This is a genomic window from Fredinandcohnia quinoae (assembly GCF_022427965.1).
Taxonomy (GTDB): Bacteria; Bacillota; Bacilli; order Bacillales; family Bacillaceae_L; genus Ferdinandcohnia; species Ferdinandcohnia quinoae.
Genome location: NZ_JAKTTI010000012.1, coordinates 44,137 through 70,994, shown reverse-complemented (window position 1 = coordinate 70,994; position 26,858 = coordinate 44,137). Strand labels below are relative to the sequence as shown.

Annotated in this window: 24 protein-coding genes; 12 read left to right on the top strand and 12 right to left on the bottom strand. The window is 35.3% G+C overall.

Annotation, left to right across the window (positions count from 1 at the left end; genetic code table 11):
* The 4 genes from MJG50_RS09745 to MJG50_RS09730 form a co-directional block, all read right to left on the bottom strand.
* Complete coding sequence (locus tag MJG50_RS09745) at window positions 1–1,011, bottom strand: DUF3231 family protein (RefSeq protein ID WP_240255252.1); 1,011 nt, start codon at window positions 1,009–1,011, stop codon at window positions 1–3.
* A gap of 127 nt (window positions 1,012–1,138) precedes the next feature.
* Window positions 1,139–1,639: a hypothetical protein gene (locus MJG50_RS09740; protein WP_240255251.1), complete on the bottom strand. Its 501-nt coding sequence runs from the start codon at window positions 1,637–1,639 to the stop codon at window positions 1,139–1,141.
* A gap of 90 nt (window positions 1,640–1,729) precedes the next feature.
* Window positions 1,730–3,019 (bottom strand): MFS transporter, encoded by a 1,290-nt coding sequence (locus tag MJG50_RS09735; protein ID WP_240255249.1) that lies wholly within the window; start codon window positions 3,017–3,019, stop codon window positions 1,730–1,732.
* A gap of 15 nt (window positions 3,020–3,034) precedes the next feature.
* On the bottom strand, window positions 3,035–3,541 hold the full coding sequence (locus tag MJG50_RS09730; RefSeq protein WP_240255247.1) for an ArsR/SmtB family transcription factor: 507 nt from the start codon (window positions 3,539–3,541) through the stop codon (window positions 3,035–3,037).
* 240 nt (window positions 3,542–3,781) lie between these two features.
* On the opposite strand from MJG50_RS09730, the gene ltaS reads away from it, so the two are divergent.
* The gene (gene ltaS, locus MJG50_RS09725; RefSeq protein ID WP_240255245.1) at window positions 3,782–5,713 is read left to right on the top strand and encodes a lipoteichoic acid synthase; all 1,932 of its coding nucleotides are present in this window, start codon (window positions 3,782–3,784) and stop codon (window positions 5,711–5,713) included.
* 46 nt (window positions 5,714–5,759) lie between these two features.
* Here ltaS and yidC read toward each other — a convergent pair whose 3' ends face one another.
* From yidC to MJG50_RS09710, 3 genes are all read right to left on the bottom strand, one after another.
* Window positions 5,760–6,461, bottom strand: a complete 702-nt coding sequence (gene yidC, locus MJG50_RS09720; protein ID WP_240255243.1) for a membrane protein insertase YidC — start codon at window positions 6,459–6,461, stop codon at window positions 5,760–5,762.
* Window positions 6,462–6,488: 27 nt separating this feature from the next.
* The gene (locus MJG50_RS09715) at window positions 6,489–6,782 is read right to left on the bottom strand and encodes a hypothetical protein (RefSeq protein WP_240255241.1); all 294 of its coding nucleotides are present in this window, start codon (window positions 6,780–6,782) and stop codon (window positions 6,489–6,491) included.
* A 153-nt stretch (window positions 6,783–6,935) separates the two neighbouring features.
* The gene (locus tag MJG50_RS09710) at window positions 6,936–7,082 is read right to left on the bottom strand and encodes a hypothetical protein (protein WP_240255239.1); all 147 of its coding nucleotides are present in this window, start codon (window positions 7,080–7,082) and stop codon (window positions 6,936–6,938) included.
* A gap of 393 nt (window positions 7,083–7,475) precedes the next feature.
* Between MJG50_RS09710 and MJG50_RS09705 the strand changes: the two genes are divergently transcribed.
* The 7 genes from MJG50_RS09705 to MJG50_RS09675 all read left to right on the top strand — a co-directional run bounded on the left by MJG50_RS09705 (window position 7,476) and on the right by MJG50_RS09675 (window position 14,192).
* Window positions 7,476–8,438 (top strand): sensor histidine kinase, encoded by a 963-nt coding sequence (locus tag MJG50_RS09705; RefSeq protein ID WP_240255237.1) that lies wholly within the window; start codon window positions 7,476–7,478, stop codon window positions 8,436–8,438.
* Window positions 8,435–9,115 carry a response regulator gene (locus MJG50_RS09700; protein WP_240255235.1) on the top strand — a complete coding sequence of 227 codons (681 nt, stop codon included), beginning with the start codon at window positions 8,435–8,437 and terminating at the stop codon, window positions 9,113–9,115. Before MJG50_RS09705 ends, MJG50_RS09700 begins: the two co-directional genes overlap by 4 nt.
* 137 nt (window positions 9,116–9,252) lie before the next feature.
* Entirely contained in the window at window positions 9,253–10,176 is a 924-nt protein-coding gene (locus MJG50_RS09695; RefSeq protein WP_240255233.1) for an ABC transporter ATP-binding protein, read from the top strand.
* A gap of 11 nt (window positions 10,177–10,187) precedes the next feature.
* Window positions 10,188–11,405 (top strand): ABC transporter permease, encoded by a 1,218-nt coding sequence (locus MJG50_RS09690; protein WP_240255232.1) that lies wholly within the window; start codon window positions 10,188–10,190, stop codon window positions 11,403–11,405.
* Window positions 11,406–12,566 (top strand): ABC transporter permease, encoded by a 1,161-nt coding sequence (locus MJG50_RS09685; protein WP_240255230.1) that lies wholly within the window; start codon window positions 11,406–11,408, stop codon window positions 12,564–12,566.
* Window positions 12,567–12,836: 270 nt separating this feature from the next.
* The gene (locus MJG50_RS09680; protein ID WP_240255228.1) at window positions 12,837–13,568 is read left to right on the top strand and encodes an ASCH domain-containing protein; all 732 of its coding nucleotides are present in this window, start codon (window positions 12,837–12,839) and stop codon (window positions 13,566–13,568) included.
* Window positions 13,569–13,577: 9 nt separating this feature from the next.
* On the top strand, window positions 13,578–14,192 hold the full coding sequence (locus tag MJG50_RS09675; protein ID WP_240255226.1) for a TetR/AcrR family transcriptional regulator: 615 nt from the start codon (window positions 13,578–13,580) through the stop codon (window positions 14,190–14,192).
* A 356-nt stretch (window positions 14,193–14,548) separates the two neighbouring features.
* On the opposite strand, the gene dprA is transcribed toward MJG50_RS09675, so the two are convergent.
* Together dprA and MJG50_RS09665 are read right to left on the bottom strand one after the other, a co-directional pair.
* Complete coding sequence (gene dprA, locus MJG50_RS09670; protein WP_240255224.1) at window positions 14,549–15,613, bottom strand: DNA-processing protein DprA; 1,065 nt, start codon at window positions 15,611–15,613, stop codon at window positions 14,549–14,551.
* Between the two features lie 7 nt (window positions 15,614–15,620).
* Entirely contained in the window at window positions 15,621–17,153 is a 1,533-nt protein-coding gene (locus MJG50_RS09665) for a YifB family Mg chelatase-like AAA ATPase (protein WP_240255222.1), read from the bottom strand.
* Between the two features lie 279 nt (window positions 17,154–17,432).
* On the opposite strand from MJG50_RS09665, the gene MJG50_RS09660 reads away from it, so the two are divergent.
* Window positions 17,433–18,623, top strand: a complete 1,191-nt coding sequence (locus MJG50_RS09660) for a D-alanyl-D-alanine carboxypeptidase family protein (protein ID WP_240255220.1) — start codon at window positions 17,433–17,435, stop codon at window positions 18,621–18,623.
* A 49-nt stretch (window positions 18,624–18,672) separates the two neighbouring features.
* Here MJG50_RS09660 and MJG50_RS09655 read toward each other — a convergent pair whose 3' ends face one another.
* The 3 genes from MJG50_RS09655 to MJG50_RS09645 form a co-directional block, all read right to left on the bottom strand.
* Complete coding sequence (locus MJG50_RS09655) at window positions 18,673–19,689, bottom strand: glycosyltransferase family 2 protein (RefSeq protein ID WP_240255218.1); 1,017 nt, start codon at window positions 19,687–19,689, stop codon at window positions 18,673–18,675.
* Between the two features lie 29 nt (window positions 19,690–19,718).
* A complete protein-coding gene (locus tag MJG50_RS09650) occupies window positions 19,719–21,407 on the bottom strand; it encodes a DUF6044 family protein (RefSeq protein ID WP_240255216.1) in 1,689 nt (562 codons plus the stop codon).
* A 149-nt stretch (window positions 21,408–21,556) separates the two neighbouring features.
* Entirely contained in the window at window positions 21,557–22,900 is a 1,344-nt protein-coding gene (locus MJG50_RS09645) for a S8 family peptidase (protein ID WP_240255214.1), read from the bottom strand.
* 205 nt (window positions 22,901–23,105) lie between these two features.
* Between MJG50_RS09645 and MJG50_RS09640 the strand changes: the two genes are divergently transcribed.
* Genes MJG50_RS09640 through MJG50_RS09630 form a run of 3 tightly spaced genes read left to right on the top strand, consistent with a single transcriptional unit; the run spans window position 23,106 to window position 26,782 of the window.
* Complete coding sequence (locus MJG50_RS09640; protein ID WP_240255212.1) at window positions 23,106–24,590, top strand: spore germination protein; 1,485 nt, start codon at window positions 23,106–23,108, stop codon at window positions 24,588–24,590.
* 24 nt (window positions 24,591–24,614) lie between these two features.
* Window positions 24,615–25,703 carry a GerAB/ArcD/ProY family transporter gene (locus tag MJG50_RS09635; RefSeq protein WP_240255210.1) on the top strand — a complete coding sequence of 363 codons (1,089 nt, stop codon included), beginning with the start codon at window positions 24,615–24,617 and terminating at the stop codon, window positions 25,701–25,703.
* Window positions 25,700–26,782, top strand: coding sequence for a Ger(x)C family spore germination protein (locus MJG50_RS09630; RefSeq protein WP_240255209.1), 1,083 nt, complete (start codon window positions 25,700–25,702; stop codon window positions 26,780–26,782). The genes MJG50_RS09635 and MJG50_RS09630 overlap by 4 nt, the downstream gene beginning before the upstream one ends.
* Window positions 26,783–26,858: the final 76 nt, after the last annotated feature.

Below are 26,858 nucleotides of genomic sequence, written 5' to 3'. Positions count from 1 at the left end.
TCAGTTAGAATGTCCTTGTTGTAGTTTCTGCCGATCAATTGATTGCGGGGGTTGTTCTAACCATTTACGATTAACCATTATCGTGAAGCCCCTCTCTGCATAGAGAAGAATTTCTGCAATCATTTTACTATAAAAAGTTGCTAGATCAGTTCGTAATGAAAGTGACAATGCATGACCGATAAGTGTGATATCAATTGAATTAAGGGAGTGGAACAAAGCAACAATGAATTTATCCGAAAAAGGTGAAACAGTTGATTTTGTAACTTCCATTGTAAGTGGAACTGTTCCAAGTAGATCTTCCTTCATGAGTAGATCATTAATAAATTTTATTTGTTTTTCAGATATTTGTTTCCCATCCTTTATGTATTCCGTAATTTCTTTATCTTTTACAACCTGCAGTAAACCGGTACATAAAATAACCGCAAAATAGTTACGTTCAACATTAAAAAATATATCAGTTAGCTCTATTGCATTTAAAGGTCTTTTTCCTCCAAAAGATTTAAAAATATAAGTCTGTTTCTCGATATACTCTACATTTGATGGATAAGGAATCATTGGTGGTCGGTCATATATTCCTTTTTCTAGCATTAAGGAGGTTGCTTCCGAATATTGCTCAGCAGAAAATTTCAATGCATTCGTGAAAAATATCCGAACATCTTCCCTGGCAACATTGGCAGTGATGAATGATAGATTTACCATATTCATCCTACTCATTGAGTAGAGTAAGGTTAACGCAAATAAATCATAAAATAATGGTGGAGCTGATAAATTGATATCTTTATCAGAAAAACCGTCAGGGATTGGAATTTTCTCTTTCAAGAAGATTTCCTCAATTTGTTTTAATTGAAAGCAGGTTTGGTTTAGTGCCTTTTTGAGTAATGGTTTAATATCATTATCCTGCATATGATGGAGAAAATACTTAAGTAAACAAACGGTCATACTATCTTGCATATAGGTTGACCATAAACCGCCTATTTCTGGACTTGATAATCTGATATGTTGCTCTTCCATTGGTGATCACTCCAAAAATAAGAATTTATCCCGCATTAACTGGCAGTAAAACCTCCACTGATAGAAGTTTCAATTTATGGTTAGTATTTCAATTTAAGCAAATCTCTATACTTCAAGGACGAATCTATTAATTACTAATGATTGAAATGAATTCATTTAACTCTTTTTTTGTTTCCTCAATTTGTCTATAGCCTTGATCCCTTTTATTGATATTTCCAGCAGTCATTCCTTCTAGTTGTAGCTTCATTCCTTCAATGAATCTTTCGATTGAAATTTGTACACCACTTTGGATTCTTTGTAGTGTTTGATTATTAGGTCTGGGTTCTAACTCAATTAAATTATAAATATATAATGCCTCCTCATTCGCTATATCCATCGTGTCGATAGCAGATTCAAGGTCATCATCATTTTTCATATTATTTAAAAGCAACTCCAGTTCTTTATTTAACTGAACAAATTTCTCTACATGGTCAAGTAAGCTATTTAATGAAGCTTGATCTTCAGCCGATAGATTTTGATCTAATGAAGAGAGTAGCTCGTTCGTTGACTTCGTATTGTTTGTACAGCCTCCAAGTATGGTTGCAATAATTAAAAATGTAAGGAAGAGCATTAGTGAATAAACTTTCATCTTTAAAACCTCCATTCTTAATAAAAATCATATGAATTTTGTCCAAGCTATATTCCAAATGAACCTTTTCATAAAAAGAGCATTACCCAGTTATAGGGTAATGCTAGGAGATTGAGGAATCCTTTTGTCTTCATCAAAACCGAACAAACTTTCATCAATCACTTCCGTTGAAGGAAGATTCCGAGTTGTCGAATCGAGAATCCAGTATACTCCAACAATTACAACCGCCAAACCTGCGAAAAAGATAATGACGGAGCTACTCGTAAATACTCCGAGACTACCACCTAGAAGCCCACCAAGTGGAGCAGCAATCCCACTAAGTGCGATCGAGATAGAAGTAACTCTACCGATTAATTGTTTTGGAACACCCTTTTGGATCACAGTAAAAATGATGACATTTGTTGCACCACCAGGTATCCAAGCGAACCCATATACGGCAATAGTTAACCATAACCACGGGGTGAAGATTGATAAAGCCCAAGCTAATCCTGCGAGAAGAAAAGCACCGGCATAAAGCTTTCCAAGTGGTATTTTTTCTAGCTTTAAAGGTGTGACAGAAAAAGCACCGATTAGTCCTCCTATTGCACCAGCCATTAGTAATAGTCCATACATTTCAGGACCACCATTCCTATCACTAAATGCAGGCAATACTGCAAATATAGCGCCGATTACTAAATTTACAACTATGATGCCAAATAATAAACGTGATAGTGCAGAATGTCCGATTATTTTTACACCTTCCCTAAGATCTGCACCATAGTTTTTGATACTTACCGAGATTGACTTCTTTGTTTGCTGTACTTCCTTCTTTGCCTTTGGGAGTTTTATAAAGGAGAATATAATCGCTCCAATTAAAAATGTCATAGAATCGAGAGTATAAAGAGAAGTAGCACCAATTAAAACAATTAATGTACCAGCAACAGAATTGCAAACAATATCAATCCCTTGGTATGCGATTGAGAATAAAGAATTACCTTTTGTTAGTTGGTCTTCGTTGACGATTTTTGGAAGTGCAGCTATTTGAGCGGGATAAACAAACATATTTAGAGTAGATAGAATAGGTGTAATAATAAGAACAAGAGTTACATTCAGTACATTGAAATAGGCTGCGGTTGGAATGATTAACAGTAACAAGGCTTGAATCAATTGGGTATAAACGAGAATTGATTTGATTGGAAGCTTATCAATTAATGGTCCTGATAAAAATTGAATAACCCTTGGGATGATGGATAAAAAACCAGCAAGCCCCGTATAAAAAGTGGATCCAGATAAATCATACACAAGCCAAACCGCAGCGACCATGTAAAGGCTATCACCAATATTTGTGATGATTCTACCTAAAAACATCGCCATAAAATTCCTGTTTTTAAAAATATCCATAACGATACCCCTTCTTTATTTTGACTTTTCTTCTGTAGAAACGATTTTTACACCAATTGCATATTCAACCGCATCAATATTCTTGTTCTCAATCATTGTTTTCTTAACCCATTTTTCTAAAAATACTTTAAAGTCCTCGGACATCTCTTCTCGTTGTTGTTCTGTAAGCTGAATTCTAAGACTTAATTGCTGAGAGTAGGTTGATGAGAACCCTTCATCTAAAACATTGTCAACACCAGTTGGACTATCAGTGTTAAACCATTTTGATTTTGATTTGTAGTACTTTTCAATAATTCCACCAAGTTCTTTCGTTTCAACCAGTTCAATGAGACCACCCTCATAAAGTTTCTGAATATGATAGTGAACACTACCAGGTGAATTACCTAGGATATCAGCAACTTGTTTAGCGGTATGTGGTTCCTCAGCGAGGACGCCGATAATTTTAATTCGTAATGCATTTCCGAGAAGTTTGGATTGCTCAACAGATATTTGAAGTGGCTTATCATTTTGTTTATTTGACATTTTGAAGTAGTCTCCGTTCTAAAGTATTTGTTCATTCTAAAAAAATAGAATGACTTGTAAATTTAGATTAACATATCTGTTTATTGATTGTAAATAGACTTTTCAGAAAAATTTCGCCTATTTTAGGATAGATGTCATTAAATTGATTTTTATTGCTATTTCGATATAATGGATTTTATTGGGATATTTTAGTTTTTATCCTATTTTTTAACTAATAAAATCAATAATGGTGGTAATCTAATGAAGAAGCTGAAAAGTAATCAACATCCCCTATTTTTTTTTGTGATTATTATTTTCCTTTTTACTTTAAAAACGTATATTGCATACCGCATTGAATTTAATTTAGATATAAAAAATGGGATACAGCAATTTTTATTGGCTATTAATCCGATTAGTTCGGCGATTTTATTTTTTGGGATTGCATTTCTGTTTAACGGTAAGAATCGTCATCTTGTTGTTTGTATCATTCATTTATTGCTTTCATTGATTCTATATGCAAATATAATGTACCATCGTTTCTTTAACGATTTTATTACACTCCCAGTTCTTTTTCAGACAAAAAACTTTGGGGATCTTGGTGACAGTGCTATCGCATTATTCAGACCAAATGATATCTTTTATTTTAGTGATATTATTTTAATTGGGTTTATTTTTTTATCAGGTATGATGTCATTAAAAGAATCAATCGCAAAAAAAACAATAATGAAGGTATTTTTATCAGGGATATTCGTTCTTATGATAAATATTGCTCTTGCAGAGAAGGATCGTCCAGAGCTATTAACTCGATCATTTGATCGTAATTATTTAGTGAAATATCTTGGTACTTATAATTTTCAGATTTATGATGCTATCCAAACCGTAAAATCATCGTCACAACGTGTTAATGCAGATGGTGATGATATAACTGAGATTGAAAACTATGTGAAGGCTAATTTCAATACCCGAAATCAAGAGTATTTTGGAAAAGCGAAGGGAATGAATGTAATATATGTTTCGTTAGAGTCTTTTCAAACGTTTATGATTGATTACAAGCTAAATGGTCAAGAGGTTACACCATTTTTAAATCGACTTGTCCATGACAAAAATACGTTTTACTTTGATAACTTTTTTCACCAAACTGGGCAAGGAAAAACGTCAGATGCTGAATTTATGATGGAAAATGCGTTATTCCCACTCCCACAAGGTGCGGTTTTTATGACTAAGGCCCAAAACACATATCAAGCCTTGCCAGCTATTTTGAAAGGTCAAGGCTATACTTCTGCTTCATTTCATGGGAACTATAAGTCGTTCTGGAATCGTGAGCAAATGTATAAATCATTAGGATATGAGAATTTCTTTGATGGTGAGTTTTATACGATGTCAGATGAGAATACGATTAACTATGGAATGAAGGATAAACCGTTTTTTGCAGAATCAATGCCACTTCTAGAAGGACTTCAAGAACCCTTCTATGCAAAATTTATTTCTCTTTCAAACCATTTCCCATTCCCGTTGGATGAGGAGGATGTGACGTTCCCAGCAGGAGATTTTGGGGATACAGCTGTAAACCAGTATTTCCAAACGGCACATTATATGGATGAAGCATTACAGCAATTTTTTGAGGATTTAAAAGCTAAAGGATTATATGATCGTACAGTCATTGTGTTATATGGTGATCATTATGGTATTTCTGAAAATCATCATAAGGCAATGGCTAAAGTGTTGGGTACAGAAATAACACCATTTGAAAATGCCCAATTACAAAGGACACCATTATATATCCATGTTCCTGGAACAGAGGGAAAGATTGTTCATACATATGGTGGACAAGTCGATATTCGACCTACTGTACTCCACCTGTTGGGTATTGAGACAAATGAATATATTACATTTGGTTCAGATTTATTAGCAGTAGATCGTGAGCAGACTGTGCCATTTCGAAATGGAGATTTCGTGACAAAGGATTTTACTTTTATTAAAGGTGTTTGTTATGTGAATGAAACTGGTGTAGAAATAGATAATAGGTCCTGTGATTCAATAAATGAAGTTGTAAAAACAATGTTGGATTTATCTGACAAGGTTGTATACGGGGACTTATTACGTTTCTATCATCCAAGTGGGTTTACACCTGTTGACCGCACCACATTGGATTATTCGAAAATAGATGTAATACAAAAAGATTTAATTCAATAAAAAGTAAAAGGTTACCTCAAGTTTTGAAAATGAGGTAACCTTTTCTTTATTTCTCTTTAATAGGTGTTGTAGTTGTTGTTGGTTCAGGGTTTGGACTTTTATAAAGTCTTTGACCAAGAAAGGTTTGTCCCATTAGAAATAATCCACTTGCTGACCAATACAATGGTAATGCAGCAGGAGCAGAAAATGAAACAAACATAATCATAATTGGGGAAATAAGCCCCATGAATTTCATTTGTTTTTGCTGCTCTGGTGTCATTGATAACTGTGAAACTTTAAATTGTAAAAAGTAAATGACCCCAGCCAATAACGTCATTATGATATCAGGTGAACCGAGGTTAAACCAAAGAAAATTGTGGCTTGCAATTTCATGTGATCCTCTAATCGCATAATATAATCCCATTAGGATTGGCATCTGAATGAGTAATGGCAGACATCCCATCGAAGCTAATGGATTAACATTATGTTTGCGATAAATTCCCATCATTTCGGTTTGAAGTTTTTTCTGTTCAGCTGGATCTTTCGTAGCTTTTAGCTTTTTTTGGATCTCATCCATCTCTGGCTTAATTACGGCCATCTTTTCTTTAAATCCTTGCTGAGTTTTATATTGTTTGAGCATGAATGGCAATAGCACTAGTCGTATTAAAAGTGTAAGAAGAATAATCGCTAGTCCAAAGTTACCGTTCGTAAGTTCTGCGAATGAATGAATAAGAAAATTCATTGGTTCTACTAAATATTTATGAAACATTTATGTTCCTCCTCGATAATATTAAATCTACATACTTAATCGAGGAAGGTGATGATCTGAACCATCATCACTTGGACAATCTTTACGTCTAATAATTTTTGATAGCCATGCTTGTATCGATGATACCTGTATATGTTGATTTTTTACTTCAAATGTGGAAATATTCATGCCATCATATCTAGATGTTCTAGAAAGAGAGTGTTCATAAGAATATTTCTTCACCCAACTCCATATCAACTTAAAGCTTAACCCAAGAAGTAGGCTCACATAAATTGGATATAGAGTAGGTAAATCGCTGAAATCCATCATGATTTCAACCATGTACACAATCACCTCAATTAGAAAAACCTACTATGAGTATAGCGGAAAATCCCTTGATAATCAATGGAAGTCACTGGTGGTAGCAGACACTATGGAATAATTTATCATTCAAAAAGGGTCAAGGCTGACAAATGTCGACCTTGACCTAATTCATTACTTTTTCTTTTTCATTACATTTTGTTTTTCAGCTTTGACATCAGTATAAGCAGCGAATTCAACAAGCTCCTCACTTACACGGTTGCCCATCTTTGCATTATTATTTCTCATTGCATTTGCATTTGCGGGTTTTGTTCTACCCATTTTAATCAGTCAACTCCCATACTAGATTCTTCCCAATTAGTATTAATCAATCGTATTATTTTATGTAATTATTCAATTCAAAAAGGAGGAAATCAATCACTTTTGTTGAACCTCTATTAGTATCATTTAGGAGGGATTCCTATTATTAGCAGAAAACCTTTAAACCCATTCACTTTTTTAAGAGTTACAATGTATATTTTATTAAGTTTTATCTATTTTTTGGATGCAGACGTAATGTGGAAGAAAATCCTTATTTTAATTCTTCTACTTCTTTTGGTCATAAACCATTTCCTTATCTTTACGAATTTTGGTTTTCGAAATACGCTCCAACTACTTTGTGTTGATTTTGTAGTTTGCTCTATTATAGGTTTCTATTATGGGGGGAGCGATAATTTGTATTTGATTTATTATGGAATTGTTGCAACCACTCTTTTTATTGCAACAAGTAATCGGATTGCGATAAGTGGCTTCATTATCGCATTTATAGTTGTATGGATTGCGATTGTTTCAGTGGGGTATGCAGAGAATGGTGACATTCATTATTGGAGTAATATTGTTAGTTTTGCATTTGTGATTTTTTGTTCCATAGTAGGGAGCCTCCTTCGAAAACTAATGCTATCGAAGGAGACGATTGATAATCAATATAATCAATTAACAGCATCACATGACGCATTAAAGGAAGCACATGATCAACTTCATGATTATGCTAAAAAAGTGGAAGAATTAACAGTCATTCGTGAACGCAATCGAATTGCTCGTGAAATTCATGATACGGTTGGACATAAAATGACGGCATTACTCATCCAAATGCAGCTTGCACAGGAAATGATGCTAATCGATACAGGGAAAAGTTCTTCAGCTCTAGAAAAATGCGATCAATTGGCAAGAGATGCCCTCCAAGAGGTTCGCTTATCCGTTCGAACAATCCATGATGAAGATTGTGATAAAATGACATTTGAACATACATTGAAGAAAATGTTAAAAGAATTTTCGACGATGACAAAACTTGAGACCTCATTACATATTAAGGGAGATTTCGCAAAAATACCTACATCCATTCAGCCAACGATTACAAGAATTGTCCAAGAGTCATTAACAAATGCCAAACGCCATGGTTCGGCCACATCATGTCATGTTTTGATGGTAAGTACACCCGAATCGATTGTCGTAGAAGTGAGAGATAATGGTGAAGGTACAGAAAATATTATCCCAGGCTTTGGCCTTGTTAATATGAGAGAACGTGTACTCGAGCATGGTGGTACACTTCAATATAAAAGTGAAAAAGATGCTGGTTTTTCGATTATTGCTGAATTTCCAAATAAGCAATTGAAGTGGACTTCTGGAGGTGTAACATGATCAAGATAATGGTCGTTGATGATCAAGAATTGATGAGGGATGGGTTGGCGAATATATTAAATCTTCGACCTGAATTGGAAGTAGTGGGTACAGCGTCTAATGGGAATGAAGCATTTGAAAAGGCAAAAGAACTACAACCAGATCTTGTTTTAATGGACATCCGCATGCCAATTGCGAATGGTGTTGAGGGTACAAAGCTTATTAGGGAATATCTTTCCCAGACGAAAGTATTAATGCTAACAACCTTTAAAGATAGTGAATTAATTTTCGAAGCACTTGAAGAAGGTGCAAGTGGTTATTTATTAAAGGATATGCCTACAGATACAATTGTAAAAGCTATCTTAACAGTTCAATCCGGAGGAGTTGTTTTACCCCAGGACTTAACATCTCAGGTTATTAAGGAAATGAGAAAAGTACAAAAGTTAGAACAGGATGTAGATGAGCGTATTCCAGTAGAAATTGAAAGGATTCTAACAGAGTTAACGGATCGTGAATGTGAAGTGTTAGAACAGCTGGGGTATGGGCTAAGTAATAAGGAAATTGCAGAAAAGCTATACATAACAGAAGGAACCGTTAAAAATCATGTTTCGAATATTATCAGTAAATTAAACCTTAGAGATCGAACCCAAACCGCTATATTTGCGGTGAGATATGGAATATCAACATATGACACATGACTTTTGGCATATGAGATTAAAAGACGACGATTACTAGTCGTCTTTTTTTTATACTGAAAATCTACCTTGAGAGAGATGGTTCCTTTTTCCATACCGATTATACTTAAGCTATTAAGTGATCAGGGAGAGTGTGAAAAATGTTAGTTGTAGATAATTTGAAAAAATCCTTTGGAAATCGTGAAGTTGTACAAAATATATCTTTTACAGTTCAAAAAGGTGAATCCTTTGGGTTACTTGGACCCAATGGTGCAGGGAAATCAACTACAATTTCAATGATCAGTGGTCTTCTTTCAATTGATTCGGGACGTGTAGTGGTAGGTGGGGTATCTGTTCAAAAACAACCAATGGAGAGTAAAAAGAAAATTGGTGTTGTGCCTCAAGAAATAGCGTTATACCCAACTATTTCAGCAAAGGAAAATTTAGTGTTTTGGGGAAAAATGTATGGCTTAACCGGTCGGCAAGCAAAGAAGAAGGCAGATGAGGTACTTGAAACCATTGGCCTAACTGATCGAGGAAAAGATAAAATTGAAACATTTTCTGGTGGGATGAAACGTAGGGTCAATATTGGTGCAGCCCTGATGCATGAACCAGAGCTTTTGATTATGGATGAGCCAACAGTCGGAATTGACCCTCAATCAAGGAATCATATTTTAGAAACTGTGAAAATGTTAAATCAAAATGGGATGACTGTAATATACACAAGTCATTATATGGAAGAAGTTGATTTCCTTTGTGAACGAATTGGCATTATTGATAATGGACAATTGATCGCATTAGGTACTAAAAAGGAATTATGCAATCGACTTGCTGGTGGAACGATTCAAAGAATCCAAGTAAGTGAAAAGAAGGAGTCATTTGTTAAAAGAATTAAAGCACTTGATTCAGTTGAAGACATTGTTACTACAGACTCCCATATAGAAATTGTCGGCTCAGACCAATCATTAGCTGATTTAATTACGATTGCAAATCAGGAAAAAGTTAAGATTCTAAATATACAAATTCAAGAACCGAATCTTGAGTCTTTATTCTTGCAATTAACTGGAAGAACTTTAAGGGACTAGGGGTGATGAATATGAAGAGCTTTATCATTGCATGGAAGGATTTTACGATTCAGTTCAGAGATCGTAAAGCATTCTTACTTATGATTTGTATGCCACTGCTCCTAACAGCGATACTGGGTGCTGCTTTAAAAGGAGTTTTTAATTCGGACTCTAGCTTACCAAAAACAAATGTTGCGATCCTTCAAAAGGATGATGACTCAATTACAACCTCTTTTGTTGAAGAGATATTAGAAGGTAAAGACTTACAAGATACGTTCAACGTGAAAAAAGTAAATTCACAAAAAGAAATCGAAAAAATGATTCAAAGTGAGGAAATGGATGTAGGACTAATTTTTCCAGCAAAGTGGGGGGAAGAAATGACCAAAGGTGATGGTAAGTCCATCCAGATTTTTGCCGACCCTGGAAAAGAACTACAAAGTTCACTTCTTGAATCGATTGTTCGTTCATATCAAGAGAGAGCTTCTACAATCTTTGTTTCTACGAATACTTTAATGGCAGATTTAGTAAATTCACAGCCTGTCACATCCGGAAGTATGAAAATGGATGAGCTGGGAGCTTTAATAGTGGGAGAACTACAAAAGAAAGCAAATCAAGAGCTGGGGTCTATAATTAAAGAAGAACCACTAGGTGAGAAATCAGTATCAAGTATTCAATATTATGCTGCAGCAATGGCTGCAATGTTCTTGTTATTCAATATGATGACTGGGGCGAAATCAATTATTAATGAGCGAACAACGGAAACCTTGTCACGGCTAATGAGTACACCAACAAGCCGGCAAACAATATTGTTCGGAAAGTTTTTAGGCGTATTTTATTTTGCGATGATCCAATTAATGATATTTATCGTTGTAACTCATTTTGGTTTTGGAGTTTATTGGGGGGATAATTATCTACAGATTATCGCGATCGGTATAACGTATGGGATTGCAGTATCGGGGCTATCAATGCTTTTTGCAGCATTTATAAAAGAAGAAAAGACAGCGGATGTAGCGGGAGGAATTTCGGTTCAAATGCTTGCATTACTAGGAGGTTCGATGCTTCCTCTAGCAGTTTTCCCTAATATCCTCAATAAGATTGCAAACATTGCCCCAAATAAATGGGCATTAACAAGTTTTCTAGATGTGATGGGTGGAGCAGGCTGGGATTCATTAATTGTGCCAATTATTGTCATGATGGCTATCGGAATTCTTTCAGTTACTCTAGGTTCATTGCGATTGGGGGCGAAATAAGTGAAGAAAATAGGGACAATTTGTTTATTTGAAATCAGCCGAATTTTTAAGAAACCGCAATCGTATATGTTGATGTTTGCGATGCCGTTATTATTTACCTTATTATTTGGCAGCTTATTTGGTTCTGAAGAAAGTACAAAAATAAAGCTAGCGATCGTTGATCAGGATCAAAGTGAAATGTCGCAAACATTTGTTAATTTATTAAAAGAGAACGAGACTTTCAAGTTAAAACAACAAACAATGGCAGAAGCAGAAAAACTAGTAGAGGAAAAGTCGATACCGGGGATGATTTTGCTTGGAAAAGGTTTTGAAAGTCAAATTATAAATGAAAAAGAACCTGTCGTTATGTTCAAGCATGGTCCAGAGTTTACAAGTAGTATGGTTGTATCTGAAATCATCGGTAATGGACTTTCAAAAATAATGATTGAAGCGAAAGGTGCTGAACTATGGAGTAAATATAGCGGAGGAGCAGGGGATGAATTGTTTGAGAAAATTAGCTCTGAAGTGGAAGCCACTCATTCTTCGATTGAAAAAGTGATTGTAACTAAGAGTCTTGAACAGAGCAGAATGAGTAATATGTCTGAACGAGCAGCGGGGTTTACGGTCATGTTCGTCATGATGGTAATCATGATATCGACTGGCGCGATACTTGAAGCAAAAAATAACGGTGTATGGTCTAGGCTTTTAACGACACCAACGTCAAAGACTGAATTAATGGTAGGCTATTTATTCGCATTTTTTATAATTGGTTGGTTGCAATTTGCAGTCTTAATGATATCAAGCTCAATCTTGTTTGATGTAGATTGGGGTAGGTTAGACGGTATTTTTCTACTTGTGTCAGCCACCTTACTATGTGTCATTGGTCTAGGTTTGTTAATCGCTAGCTACTCCAAAACTGTTGAGCAACAATCAGCACTTGGAAATATTATTATTGTATCAACATGTATGTTAGGTGGTGTATACTGGCCACTCGAAATTGTTCCAAGTTTTATGCAGAAAATTGCAGATTTCGTTCCACAAACATGGGCGATGAAAGGCTTTACCGAAATATCAGCACGTGGTGGTAATATTGTGGATATTACAATGCCAGTGTTAGTCCTATTAGCGTTTGCTATTGTATTCCTAAGTATCGGAATAAACCGTGTTCGTAGTAATGCCTAAAAGCAAAAGGGCTCCTTTACAATAGTGAGGGAGGAAATAATCATCGCAGGTGCAAGCTTTGCTTGTTCCGAATGCCTTGCGTATAAATGTCTAGCTCAAGCGCTTAGGCCCTCGAGGTCAAATAACCTGATGCAAGAAAAGTCAAAGAGCGACTTTTTTGCACCAGAACATTTGTTTGTCGGACCTGAATAAAGCGCTTCGCTTTTCGTTTCTTAATTGACTTTTTCCTTTAATTATATAATTCTAGTAAAAGGAAGAAGGTGGAGCCTGGTGAAAAAAATAGACTTTTGGGGTCGTGATGAACATGATGAACGGCTACTTGAAGAAGTATTAAGAGGTTTAAAAACGGTGACATGTACACCTAAGGTCTGGTACGATAAATTACCAACTGAAGAAAAAGGTGAAATTGGCGATGAACTCGCATTATATACAAAAAAAGGTGAAAATAAGGGGATAATTATTCTTACAGATATTTATGAAATCGAGTTTGGGCAGATTAAGGGCGAGATTGGCGAGAGAATTGCCAAAGGAGAAAATTCAACATTAGCTCAATATATTGATGATCATATTTTTTGCTGGAAGGAACCATTAGAACGTGAAGGTTATGATTTTAATGATAAAACAATCATTATTGTAGAGCATTTTAAATTAGTGAAGGATTTAACTGATTGTAAGGTTGACTATCATATTGTCCCAATGGTTGAAGCAGAGTTTATCCAGATTCATAATTGGCTGAACATCCATTTAAAACGAGTGACTGAAGATCATAATGAAAAATATTGTTCGGTATTTATGGATAATACATTTATTGCATTTGTGAGATTTAGACAAGAAGATGGTGTGACCTATATATTTTATAAAATCAATCCGAAATATATTGAATTGCTTAGCACGGAAAAAGACCTTGTATTAAAAGCGGAAGCATATGCTAAAGAAGTATTAGGTGCTGAAACGATAATATTGGAATGGAATATGTCGTATGAAGTACCGAACAGAGGGTAGGGATCTCTTTTGCCTAAGGTAAGTGACAGTTACAAAGAAAAACGCCGCCATGAAATTTTGAAGAATGCCGAGAAGGTATTTATTAACAAAGGATTTGGTGGAACAACGATGACTGATATAGTCAATGCTACCGGGTTAAGTAGAGGAGGATTATACCATTATTTCTCTAATACTGATGAAATCTATCAAGCTCTTCTTCATATAAATGATGAGGAATTTAATGAATACTTTGATAAATTAGAGGGTGATTACTCATCTATTTGGGAAGCGGTAGAAGCATTTCTTAAAGATGAGGAACAATCACTAAAAAATCCGGAAAACAGCTTAAGCCCTGTCAATCTAGAGTATTTTGTAATTGGAAGACATGAAGCGGGCAGAGCACAGTATATGAGTAATCGGTATGAAAGATGGGTATCGAAATTTGTAAATCTGTTTGAGATTGGTGTTCGAAATGGTGAATTTTCACCTGTTCAATCTTTACCGAGTATTGCGATGTTCCTAATCAATAGTACCGATGCAATGCATGTCCAACTTTTACTATTATCTGATGAAAAAGCAGATCTGAAAGGACAAATTCAGGCCTTAAGACTATACTTGCAAACAGCACTTGGGGTTGTAAGATAAAAGGGTACACAGTGTAAAAGAATAAGCATCGGTAGCAATACCTATGCTTTTCTCAACTAACGCCTCTTTTTGGTAAAGGTAATAAGCGGAAATTTTCCTGTTATATTCAGAATTGTGCTCTTTTTTGGGGGAATAAGGGGAGAATTTCCTGTTATAAAAAGAAAAATCTGCTATTTTCGAATTTTTAAAGACAATAAGCGGAATTTTTCCGTCTATTTATCGCCGGGTGCTCTATCTGAGCTATTTTTGATAAAAAGCAAGCGGAATTAATTCGCTTGCTAAAAGATTTGTTCTTTACTTTTTAATTTTATCCCGCATTTACTGGCAATAAAACCCCCACTGATTGAAGTTTCACTTTATCGTTTTGATACTACATTCCCGCGGATCAGTATTGAACCATTTAATTCAAGTTCAAAAAGCTTGTCCAGTAGATTTTCTTCACTGAGTTTAGTTAAATGTGAGAGGGAGGAAAGTGTATGCGGTGATTCAGAAATATAGGTAAGAATACTATTTTGATGTTCATGTGAATTTTCAAGGAATTGAGATTTATCATGTGTTCTTTCTTTAATAACATTTAGGTTGTCTATATTTAATAATGGCTTTACACCTTCTGATAATAAAAGATTTGTTCCATATCCTTCTGCACGGTCAATCTGATTTGGGACAGCATAAATTGTCTTTCCATGTTTTTTAGCAAAATCAGCCGTCCATAATGCTCCACTATTTTCTCCTGCTTCGACAATAATGACTTCTGTAGACCATGCACTAATTAATGCATTGCGTTGCAAAAAAAGTTTCGGAGTAGGGGGTGTACCTGGGGGATACTGAGATAAAAATACTCCCCCCATTTCCACTATTTTTTTATAAAGAATTAATTGTTCCTTTGGATAACAAATGTCTACACCACTAGCTAAAAAAGCAATCGGATATCCCCTCTTTTTTAGACAGGCTTCATGTGTATAACTATCTATTCCTTTTGCAAAGCCACTAACGATTGGAATATCGTATTCTGCTAGTTTCTTTCCAATTTCTGCAGCTACTTTTTTCCCATATGGGGAGCATCGTCTTGAACCTACGACAGCTACTGCTTTATCAAAGCTTTTTAATTTTCCTTTGTAATATAAAACGATTGGAGACTCACGGTATTCTCTGGATGAAGGTAGGTATAGTGGGTCATTGTAATGTAAAATATTTATATTTTTTTTGATTGCGGTACTAACAATTTGTTCTGCATTTTCTAGTGAACGATTTCGGAGGATCGATGAAGCGGCTCGCTTATTGATACCCGGTACGGCTAATAATTCAGCTTCATTTGCCTCAAACACTGCATAAGGTGAATGAAAATGGTTAATTAATTGTTTTTGTGAGATGGGTCCAACGTACTTACAGGTGCTTAACCAAACCCAATATACAAGATCCATACTTATTTCACACCTCTATTAATGAATAATGTTCTTTTTCTAAATCACGACTTAATAAACTTTTCCTCATATGATGAATACGAATGTTTTGTTCGCCATCTAAATCTGCGATGGTACGTGCAATTTTAATATACTTGTGAACTGTTCTCGCACTATATTGAAAATGATCGTACGCTTTTTGAAGTAGTCTCGTTGTTTCCTGATCAATTGCACAAAACTGATTAATTAATGTTGGAGGTAACTGTGAGTTGGAATTGATAGTAGGTATATTCATATAACGTGTTTGCTGGATTTTTCTAGCCTGCTCTATTGTTTCACGTAGGTCATTTGAGCTTTTTGAATGTTGGTGTTCATCAAAATAGTCCACAACCCCTACGTATTTTTGAATATCCATTCGATCAATAACTGGTCCTGATAGACGATTCCGATACTTTAATACTTCATATGATGTACATCTACATTTTTCTTGACCAAAATATCCACATGGACAAGGGTTCATTGCCCCAACAAGCATAAAATTTGCAGGATAAGTATTAGAACCCCACACCCTTGTTATCGTAATTTTTTTATCCTCTAATGGCTGCCTCATGGAATCTAACGTTTTTCTACTGAATTCTGCAATTTCATCTAAAAATAATACTCCATTATGGGAGAGTGAAATTTCACCAGGCATTGCATATGGCCCACCACCAATTAATGAATTGGAAGAAGCATTATGGTGAGGGGATCGAAATGGTCTTTCGGTCATGTAATGTCCTTTATCTTTTAAAAGGTTAGCTACACTATATATTTTCATTACTTCAAGCGATTCTTGTTCAGACATTTTTGGGAGGATTGTAGGAATACGTTTTGCAATCATCGATTTTCCACAGCCAGGTGGACCAATCATTAGGAGGTTATGACCACCAGCTGCTGCAATCGAAATAGATTCAATGAGATGATTTTGTCCTTTTACATCTAGGAAATCCAGGAGACTGGTTTGTGAAGAGAGGGAAGAGGTCACTGGAGGGAAATTTGGTTGGGAAGAGTCTTTCCCTTCTAGTATATTGATAGCATCCTTGAGGGTTTGGCAACCATGGATATCGATCCCCTTTACTAATTTTGCTTCTCCAACATTTTCAGGTGCAACTAAAAGTTTTGTTATTCCAGCTTCTTTTGCCTTTAGTGCCATTGGTAAAACACCAGAGACAGGTCGGATATATGCATTTAATGAAAGTTCGCCAATGAAGCCAGTCTTATTCAAATTCCCCGTGAAAATTTGATTTGAGCGAAGTAATAGTCCAATTGCCATCCCAAGATCGAGATGTGTTCCTGTCTTACGCATGTCAGATGGAGCCAAATTGAAGACAATTTTTTGTTGGGGAAAATAAAATTTAGTATGAGAAATAGCAGCTTCTAGTCTCTCACGGGCTTCTTTGATTGCTTTATCTCCAAGCCCAACGATGGATACAGAAGGGATGCCCGGTAACATTTCAGTTTCAATTTCAATAGTTTGCCCATCAATTCCGGATGTGGCAAAACTAAATACAGTTGAAGCCATATTATCACTACTTTCTGATGTTTTTTTTGAAATCAAAAGGAAGAAAAAGAAGAAACAGGGGAAAATGGGAAGATGATGAGGGAGTCTTTCAAAGTATATATTTCTCCACAAACTTTTAATATCCTTCAAATAAAATCGAAAAATTTTGCACCAACACCAATATGAATAAGAGAATAGGAGCATGTACGGAAAAATGTGACGTTTACATTGATTTATTGTTGCAATATAATTTTAACAGTGGTGTTTGATTTCAATAGATAAATAATAGGGAGAAGATGAATGAAATTCGTAATGAATATATTTGTAGTAGTAATCGTTCTATTAGCTTCTCTTACTCCTATTAAGTCTTATGCTGAAGAAATAGGTACTGAACCATCAGTTCACAGTGAGGCGGCTATAGTATTTGAGGCAAGTACAGGTTCAATACTATTTGAGAAAAATAGTAATGCGAAGATGTATCCGGCAAGTTTAACAAAAATAGCAACCGCCATTTATGCAATTGAAAAGGGTAATTTAGACGATATTGTTACAGTTAGTAAGAAGGCCCGTGAGGTAGACGGAACTCGAGTCTATTTGGAAGAGGGGGAGCAAGTACCTCTTAAGAAGTTGATACAAGGATTGCTAATTAACTCTGGGAATGATGCGGGAGTAGCAATAGCGGAACACTTAGAAGGAAGTGTAGAGGATTTTTCTGATAAATTGAATCAATATCTTGAAGAAGTGATCGGTGTGGAGAATACACATTTTGAAAATCCTCATGGACTTTTTTCAGAAAATCACTTTAGTACTGCGCATGACCTCGCCTTAATTACACAATATGCTTTGAAAAATAGTGTGTTTACTGAAATATTTGGTACGAAGGAATTAGAATGGAATGGGGTAAGCTGGAAAACAACCCTGTATAATCATCATTTATTACTTCGAGAAATACCGTATGAAGGGATTATTGGCGGAAAAAATGGCTATGTTGAACAATCGCGTCATACATTGTCTACTGCAGCTGAAAGAGGAGCATTAACATTAATTGCAGTAGTTTTAAAAGCAGATAAGGATCAGGTTTATGATGACACAGTTGAGCTTCTGGATTATGGGTTTACTAATTTTGAAATCACTGAGGTCACGGCACCACAGACATTTAGTAATAAAGAGGATTCCAAGTATTTATTAAAAGAACCAGTAAAATATATTCGTAAAAAAAATGAATCTGTTCGGCTTGAAGTAAATCATGATGGATTTTTGGTGATTCAAGGTGAAGATGGGAGATTTATTAAGAATATAAAGCTAAAAGAATCAAAACCAAAAGAGCAGAGTAAAACTGAACCGATTCAAGAAAAACCATCCGTACAGAAAAATTCAAGTTCGAATTTTAAACTACTTTTACTGTTAATCCCTTTCATTTTGATTATTATAGCCTTTCTTTTTCGAAAAAAAATAAAAGGGATAAAAAACACAATTTCGAGATTTGATTAAACAAAAAGCACTTGGGATGTAAGAAAATTCCCCAAGTGCTTTTTGTAAACTAATCACCCAATCTATCCATATAATCTACATTTTCAATAATGGTACCTACCTGCTTATCACTTGCAAGATTGTATGTATCAATGTCGATGATGTATTTTGGTCGTCTTTTTGTTTCCTTGTATATTTTACCAACATATTCGCCTATAAATCCAATCGCAATTAATTGCAGGCCACCGATTAACCAGATCGAGGTAATTAGTGATGTCCAGCCAGTTTCAGTCTGTCCTGTGAATTTTAATAACAAAAAATATCCTCCAAAAAGTAAACTAATGAAAAAGGAAACGAAACCAATTAATGAAATGAAGCGAATTGGAGTTACACTAAATGAGGTAACACCTTCAAGAGCAAATGACAGCATTTTCCCCAATGGATATTTTGTTTCACCAGCAAGACGCTCTTTTCGATCATAATATATTGACGTTGACTTAAATCCAATGAGCGGGACTACTCCTCTTAAAAATAAATTGCTCTCATCGAAGTGTTCAAGTGCTTCAACAGCTCTTCTGCCCATTAATCGGAAATCCGCATGATTATAGATGATCGTAACTCCCATCATTTTCATGATTTTATAAAAACCTTGTGCTGTGTGCTTTTTAAAAAAGGTATCTGTTTTTCGTTCCTTTCTAACACCGTAAACAATTTCATATCCGCCACGAAATTCATCCAAGAACTTTCGTATCACCTCAGTATCATCCTGTAAATCTGCATCAATCGAAACAATGCAATCTGATTGATTTTTTGCTGCAAACATTCCTGCAAGTAAAGCATTTTGGTGACCAACATTACGTGAAAGCTTAAGCCCCTTAACTCGTAAATCAGTTAAGCCATGTTTATAAATAATGGTCCAAGTACGATCTCTACTCCCATCATCAACAAATAGTAGTTTACTTTTTTCTGAAACGGCCCCTTCAAATATGAGTTGATCTAAAAGATTACAGAGTTGCTTCATCGTTTCTGATAAAACCTCTTCTTCGTTGTAACAAGGAATAACAATTGTTAAAATGGGTGAAAACATGATGTCATCCTCCTTATGTCGTGTTCCCACTATCCTTGGACCTTATAAAGGTAAATCCTCCACGCTGATTCATTTGAATCAAATATCTTTTCTAGATGCAGTCCATTCTCCTGTGCATTTTTTATCGGGAGGGCAGAAAAAAGATAGCGGCCACCCATCTCCATAAATGGCTCTATATTAAGATCCATTTTCTTAATTTCTTTTTTCGAAGTCTTTGTAAACATATAATTTTTGCCAAGCTCGTCCAAAAAGATATAGCATCTCCCACCCCACTCATCAAAATATTGCTTGAGCTGTTTATTTTTATCTAATTCAGCTGCGATAATTTCTCTAAATTGATGTTTATAAGGAAGTGGATAAAAGTTATTGTACGTATCGAGAGTGTAAAAGCCATTGAATTGTGCAATTGCTGGATGAATACCAATACTTGCGATTCGGAAAGTATCAAGGGGTTGGTCAATGTGTTTTTTTATCTGAGTGAACTGCGTCTCAGCATAAAATTCCTTAAATGATGGTTTATTTTTATATCTAATTTCTTCATTAAAACCACTAACTACAACTAACTGGGCAATCATAAAAACCATACACCATTGTTTCATACTTTTATTTTTCATCCAGATGATCTTCAAAGAAAGTGCAAATAAAACATAGATGACCATTGGTCGTAGAAAGTGATACCTCGCAAAATTAAAAGTATTAAGGAAGTGAAAACGCTCAGTTATAGGGACCCAGCCTTTATAAAACCAAAAAGCATACCAAATTGATAAAAGAGCATTCAATACATGTAAATAGAGAAAAACCTTTTCTTGTTTCCAAATCCTTTTCAAGAAAACAATAAACAAAGCATAAATACTAACAGGTAAAATGATCAAACTATGTACCGTCATCACATGTGTATGACCTAAAACATAGTTTTTTAGTGCTAATCGTAATGTTCGAAGTAAAGAAAGCCTTGCATGAAAATACTCATCTCGACTGTTGGGCTCGTTTATAAAGAAAAATGAATAGAAAAGTCGATATTCAACGAATACAAATACTAAACTAAAATAGATAATGGCTAATAAAAAACGTAAATTCAACCCTTTTCCTCTCACAATATCTGCTAACCAAAAGATCCCTATTGCACTGATAAAAAAGAAGAAACCGAGTACGAAGCTTGAGTAGAAAGGAAGTAATGTTAAGGTAACCCAATTGGTCCAAGATCTTCGGCCAGCGCGAATGTTTAAAAGGGCCCATAAAGCAAGAGGCATCCCTAGCGTACTGAGCATTCCAGAAGGCCAAAAGGGTGTGAGAGCAAAAGCTAACGAAGTACCTATCCGAATCCATGAATACTCGACGCTAGTGATAAAATGGTTCCTAAGTAATAAGTACATTCCAAGAAACGCAAACAATCTCGTGACTAGTTGGCTTAAGCCATAGGCAATCATCGGTGAAAAAAGAACATGTAGCCAGACAATACCACTTAACTCAGTACCAAAGGCTCCTCGATCAAGTTGACCATTGATGATTTGTGGAATCGTTGAATCAATTCCTCCCAACAGCTGATCACTCTCTGATAAAACTTTATACCATGCAATATTTGAATCTAAATTATCATGCACTCGTAAATGAGCATCTTCTCCTAAAATAAAATAAGGTGAAACGAAAATAAGAATAATGATTACAGATAAAAAGAAAAGTTGACTTTCCCTTTTATCTAATCTGTAACTACGAAACAATTTTCTGCCTCCAAATCCAATATTACTGCCATTGCTTATTCTTACCATAGCCCTACATAATATGAATAAAAAAACAAAAAGGTAGGGTCTAGCCCCACCTTACCGAAAACATTATCTCCATAGAGTTGTTAGGTATCATTAATAAATTGCTATTTGTTTGCGCGTTCAAGTGCGCTAACGATATCGATTAGGCCTTCGCCAAATAGGTTGTCTTTGCCGGCTTTCCCAAGGTCGATACTTGTTTGCTTGATGATTTTAATTACTTCTTTATTGGAGAGAGAAGGGTTTCTTGAACGTATTAGTGCAGCGAGTGCTGTTACATGAGGTGCCGCCATAGACGTACCAGAGAGTGCTGCATATTGATGATCGATATAAGTGCTTGGAATATCAACGCCGGGTGCGGATACATCAATATAATTTCCATAATTTGAAAATTCTGCGCGATCACCATTATCATCGACAGCGGCAACAGATAGAACTTGTGGAAATGCCGCTGGATAACTTGGCTGACTAGAATTATCGTTGCCTGAAGCAGCAACCATGATGACATCACGCTGATATGCATAATCAACTGCATGCTTCAGCATCTTAGATTTTTGATAATTGCCAAGGCTCATATTAATCACATCAGCCCCATTATCAGTTGCCCAAATAATTCCTCTTGCGATATCAAATGATGAACCATATCCATCGGGACCCATAGCTTTTATTGGCATGATTGGATTAAACCAAGTTATACCTGCAATCCCTTCATGATTATTCGTTTTAGAAGCAATAATGCCAGCAACATGTGTCCCGTGACCATTGTCATCATCAGGTGTTTGATTTTCTTTGACTAAGTTATAACCATTGGTAATTCTACCTGCTAAATCAGGATGATCTAAATCAACCCCAGTATCAATCACAGCAATTACAACATTATCAGCACCCCTAGAAAAACCCCAGCCATTTTCAGTTTCAATCATGCGGAGGTTCCACTGATAGTCGTTGTACAGAAGGTCATTTGGTTGTGCGTTTTTTATTAAAATATAATTAGGTTCAGTAAATTCAACATTTTCCATTGAATCAAAATACTTTATTAACTCTGGAATTGCTAATTTATAAGATGAGAAAATGTATGAACTATCATTCTGTTGAAGAAGCTTTCCATTAATTTCTTTAAGCATACGGTCAATTTCGGTTTTTGGAAGCTTCTTTTTAAAATTTACAACAACTTGACCATCATGATAATGACTTTTATCCTTCCCATTATGATCAATAACGGTTACTTTAGGATGATTATTTAAATGATTCTGGACCTTTTGATATGATTTCAGAGCATCTACGTTCATCACATGTGGACGTTGTCGTGTTTGATTATTTGTTATTGGAGCAGGGTTTGAAGTTATTTTAGGACCGTCCTCCCTTTGATTATCGACCGATAAAAATGAAATAAAAATGGCCAGACCTACTGCTACTACTAGTGTTATCGCAAACCCCATTTTTTTACGCATCTTTTTCACCTCAAAATACTTATTTACCTCTAGTATTTTGCCAAAGAATAAGTTTCATGCTTAAAAGACCATTTGAAGATGTTCCAAAAATTACATGTTCCAAAAAATTAGAAAAGAAATTAAATGCATAAATCCCATACATTTCAAGGAATAATTAATAAGGAAACATCATGCAAAAAAACTACCTCATTTAAAGGGGATTCGTATGGGAAATTGGTTCAAAAAAGAGGCTGACAAGCCAAAATTAGTAGAAGAAATAAATAACATTTTTAAAAAATCCGCGGATTTTAAATGTGTACTTAATGCTGAAGCACAACGTCCATTTTGGTTGTGCTATCAAAGGACAATGGTAAAGGCGGACAACCTACATAAATATTTATTGCCATACTTACTTAACTTTCGAGTGAATTCAATTAATGAATTAAAAGCTATTATACCAATCGATAACATTATCATCACTGATAAGTTGGATGAAATCGAAGATAGAATTAATGATGGTCATGTCATGGTTCAGTATCATAAAAGTGATATGAAATGTGCACTGATTCCTTTAGATAATAAAGAGACCCGAAGTATTCCAGCACCCGAGCTTGAATTTAGTGTAATTGGTCCAAAGGAGGCATTTGTAGAATCTTTAGATACAAACATAAATCTGATTAGAAAAAGATTACCAACATCTAATCTTAAAGTGAAAATATTAACCGTCGGAAAAGTCACAAATACCAAAGTAGCTGTTTTGTATATGGATGGAATTGTAGATAAGGCAAATGTTCAAACCATTCTGCAAAGAATTGACGATGTTGAATACGATCAAATTATTGATAGCTCATTTATTGCTCAAATGATTGATGATAATGTAAATTCTCCTTTCCCTTTATCGTTACAAACGGAACGACCCGACCGCGCCGTTTCTGTACTCGTTGAGGGAAAAGTAGTGATGTTATCAAGTGGCTCACCACAAGCGTTCATTAGTCCAACAACCCTAGTGGAATTCTTTTCATCATTTGATGATTACTTTTTTAACTGGTATATTGCTTCTTTTGTGCGGTTACTCAGATTATTTGCAGTTATATTTTCAATCCTAGTAACGCCCCTTTATGTGGCCGTACTGACATATCATCACGAATTAATTCCTAGGGATTTGTTGGCAACATTAGTTACATCCAGACGTGAGGTGCCATTACCACCGATTTTAGAAGCGTTGTTTTTAGAACTGACTATCGAGCTTTTACGCGAGGCTGGAGCAAGACTACCAACGAAGGTTGGTCAAACAATTGGTATCGTGGGTGGGATTGTAATTGGAACTGCATCAGTTGAAGCGGGATTAACAAGTAATGTGTTACTCATAATTGTCGCCTTAGCTGCACTCGCGTCTTTTACAACACCTGTATATATAATGGGTAACACAATTCGTTTGATTCGCTTTCCCTTTCTATTGTTTGCCCAATTATGGGGTCTACTAGGAATTGTATTTTGCTTTTGTTTGATGTTAACCCATCTAATCCGGTTAACATCGTTGGGGCGCCCGTACTTGGAGCCCATTTATCCACCTCGGCTTAGAGATTTAAAGGATGCGTTTGTTAGATTGCCTTTTTCAAGACTTTCAAAACGGCCTGTATTTTTACGCACGAACAATACAGAGCGTTTCAGTGAAAAGAATGCGACTGCAAAAAGGGATATTGATGAATAGCCGATCGTCAAAGGAGATGTTGCAATGGAAAGGATTAAAGAACAATTTTTAATTTCGCCCTTTTTGGTATTTTTTTTAATCAATTCTATGCAAATCGGTATTGGAATTTTAGGCTTTCAACGTATTATCGCAAAATCCGCAGGCTATGATAGTTGGATTGCAATCATTATTGTAGGTATTGCAGTACATATTATTTTATGGATGATTTATCGGATATTGGAAGAATCGAATGGGGATCTGGTTGAAGTCCACAAAGAGGTCTATGGAAAATGGATCGGTGGCTTAATTAGTGTCGTATTTTGCATCTACTTAGTGACAATGTCAATAACTGTACTACGATCATTCATCGAGGTGGTACAAGTATGGATGTTTCCGGAATTTAATAAATGGATTTTTTCCATTTATATGCTGCTACTTATCTACTATATTATTGCAGGTGGCTTTCGAACAGTAACCGGAATAAGTTTTTTTAGTGTTATCCTACCATCTTATATCATTTTATTAATTGTATATCCATTGGAATCAGCACATATACGAAATCTTTTACCTGTGATGACCCATTCATTAAAAGATATTGTAAGTGCTACAAAACATATGAGCTTAAGTATTATCGGTTTTGAAGTTATCTTAATATATTATCCTTTTATCAAGGATCCGCAGAAGTCGAAGAAATGGGCACATCTTGGGGCTTTTATGACAACCATTCTATACCTTGTTGTATGTTTAACAGCATTTGTATTTTTTAGTGAAAAACAACTAGATAAGCAAATATGGGCTACTCTAGCTATGTTTAAAAGTGTTGTCATGCCCTTTGTTGAAAGGTTTGAGTATATTGGTATTACAACATGGTTACTCGTTATTCTACCAAATCTCTGTTTGACACTTTGGGCTTCAAGTAGAGGGATAAAGAGAGTATTTGCAGTAAGACAAAAGAAAGCGTTAATCGGGATCATGATCATTGTTTTTATTATTACAGGTTTGTTTAGAACAAGACAAAGCATTGGTTTGCTAAATGATTATATGTCAACCTTTGGTTTTTATTTTATCTTTTTCTATATTCCAATTCTCTTTGTACTTACACTAATCATCCGTAAATTGAGGGATAAAAAATGAAAAAAATCCTAATTTTTGTTTGCGTCGTTATCCTGCTCATTTTAACTCTCACCTTTGGCAATGTTGAGGAAGAAATAATTGATGAGGTTAATATTGTGATGGCGATTGGTTTTGATAAGGTTGATGAGGGAAAAATTAAAGGCACAGCGGTAATTCCAGTGTTTAAAGGGGATAAAAGCATCTCCGATGAATCATTTACACAGGAATCAGTGTTAGCAAAGGAAATCATGAATGTCTTACAAAAAAAATCGGCAGATCCGCTAGTGACTGGTGCATTAAAGGTAGTTCTTTATGGAGAGGATTTAGCAGAAAAAGGAATTACTGAATATGTAGATTCTCTTCAACGGGATGCAAGCATTGGAGCAAAAGTGTATTTAGGTGTAGTTCGTGATGAGGCAGGGAAACTATTAGAACAGCATTTAGGAAACCGTGGAACAGGCTTATATCTATCGAGAATTATTGAACACAATACAAAGCGCCGTGATGTACCAGAGTCAGATCTTCATACGTTTTTATTTCGCCATTATGCGGACGGAATGGATCCGTATTTGCCCATTCTTAAATTAATCGGAGATAAGGCAATGATTGATGGGTTAGCTTTTTTTAAGGATAATAAAATGGTAGCCGAACTTAAAGAAACGGAAATGTTTTTCTTTAAAGCAATGGTAGAAAACTTTAGTGAAGGATCATATACGTTATTTTTAAAGGATTCAGATGAGTATGCATCGATTAGAAGAATTGAGTCGAGTAGATTAATTAAGGTGACTGAGGTAAGTGGAGAACCAAAGGTGAATATTTCGATTTTCTATAAGGGCGTTCTAAGTGAATTTTCAGGTATACAAACGACTGAACCAATTATTAAGAAAATTGTTAATCAACTTGAAGAGACAATTGAACAGAAATCTGAAAAGATGCTAAAGAATTTTCAGAATGAAAATATTGATCCAGTTGGTATCGGTTATATGGCTAAAACTGGAGATCGAAAATTTGATACGAAGAAATGGGAAGAAGATTATCAGAACATAGAAATCAATGTGAAGGCAAAAGTTGTGTTAACGGAAACTGGCATTATTGAATAAGGTGGTGGTACAATTTCATAGAGGGAGATTAGAATTATTCATTAAAATCCAATAAGAAAAAAATAGGGGAATTATG

Excerpts from the sequence above, each read along its gene's own strand:
- MJG50_RS09745 (WP_240255252.1), bottom strand. The coding sequence starts at position 1,011 with ATGGAAGAGCAACATATCAGATTATCAAGTCCAGAAATAGGCGGTTTA.
- MJG50_RS09740 (WP_240255251.1), bottom strand. The coding sequence starts at position 1,639 with ATGAAAGTTTATTCACTAATGCTCTTCCTTACATTTTTAATTATTGCA.
- MJG50_RS09735 (WP_240255249.1), bottom strand. The coding sequence starts at position 3,019 with ATGGATATTTTTAAAAACAGGAATTTTATGGCGATGTTTTTAGGTAGA.
- MJG50_RS09730 (WP_240255247.1), bottom strand. The coding sequence starts at position 3,541 with ATGTCAAATAAACAAAATGATAAGCCACTTCAAATATCTGTTGAGCAA.
- ltaS (WP_240255245.1), top strand. The coding sequence starts at position 3,782 with ATGAAGAAGCTGAAAAGTAATCAACATCCCCTATTTTTTTTTGTGATT.
- yidC (WP_240255243.1), bottom strand. The coding sequence starts at position 6,461 with ATGTTTCATAAATATTTAGTAGAACCAATGAATTTTCTTATTCATTCA.
- MJG50_RS09715 (WP_240255241.1), bottom strand. The coding sequence starts at position 6,782 with ATGGTTGAAATCATGATGGATTTCAGCGATTTACCTACTCTATATCCA.
- MJG50_RS09710 (WP_240255239.1), bottom strand. The coding sequence starts at position 7,082 with ATGGGTAGAACAAAACCCGCAAATGCAAATGCAATGAGAAATAATAAT.
- MJG50_RS09700 (WP_240255235.1), top strand. The coding sequence starts at position 8,435 with ATGATCAAGATAATGGTCGTTGATGATCAAGAATTGATGAGGGATGGG.
- MJG50_RS09695 (WP_240255233.1), top strand. The coding sequence starts at position 9,253 with ATGTTAGTTGTAGATAATTTGAAAAAATCCTTTGGAAATCGTGAAGTT.
- MJG50_RS09690 (WP_240255232.1), top strand. The coding sequence starts at position 10,188 with ATGAAGAGCTTTATCATTGCATGGAAGGATTTTACGATTCAGTTCAGA.
- dprA (WP_240255224.1), bottom strand. The coding sequence starts at position 15,613 with ATGGATCTTGTATATTGGGTTTGGTTAAGCACCTGTAAGTACGTTGGA.
- MJG50_RS09665 (WP_240255222.1), bottom strand. The coding sequence starts at position 17,153 with ATGGCTTCAACTGTATTTAGTTTTGCCACATCCGGAATTGATGGGCAA.
- MJG50_RS09660 (WP_240255220.1), top strand. The coding sequence starts at position 17,433 with ATGAAATTCGTAATGAATATATTTGTAGTAGTAATCGTTCTATTAGCT.
- MJG50_RS09655 (WP_240255218.1), bottom strand. The coding sequence starts at position 19,689 with ATGTTTTCACCCATTTTAACAATTGTTATTCCTTGTTACAACGAAGAA.
- MJG50_RS09645 (WP_240255214.1), bottom strand. The coding sequence starts at position 22,900 with ATGCGTAAAAAAATGGGGTTTGCGATAACACTAGTAGTAGCAGTAGGT.
- MJG50_RS09640 (WP_240255212.1), top strand. The coding sequence starts at position 23,106 with ATGGGAAATTGGTTCAAAAAAGAGGCTGACAAGCCAAAATTAGTAGAA.
- MJG50_RS09635 (WP_240255210.1), top strand. The coding sequence starts at position 24,615 with ATGGAAAGGATTAAAGAACAATTTTTAATTTCGCCCTTTTTGGTATTT.
- MJG50_RS09630 (WP_240255209.1), top strand. The coding sequence starts at position 25,700 with ATGAAAAAAATCCTAATTTTTGTTTGCGTCGTTATCCTGCTCATTTTA.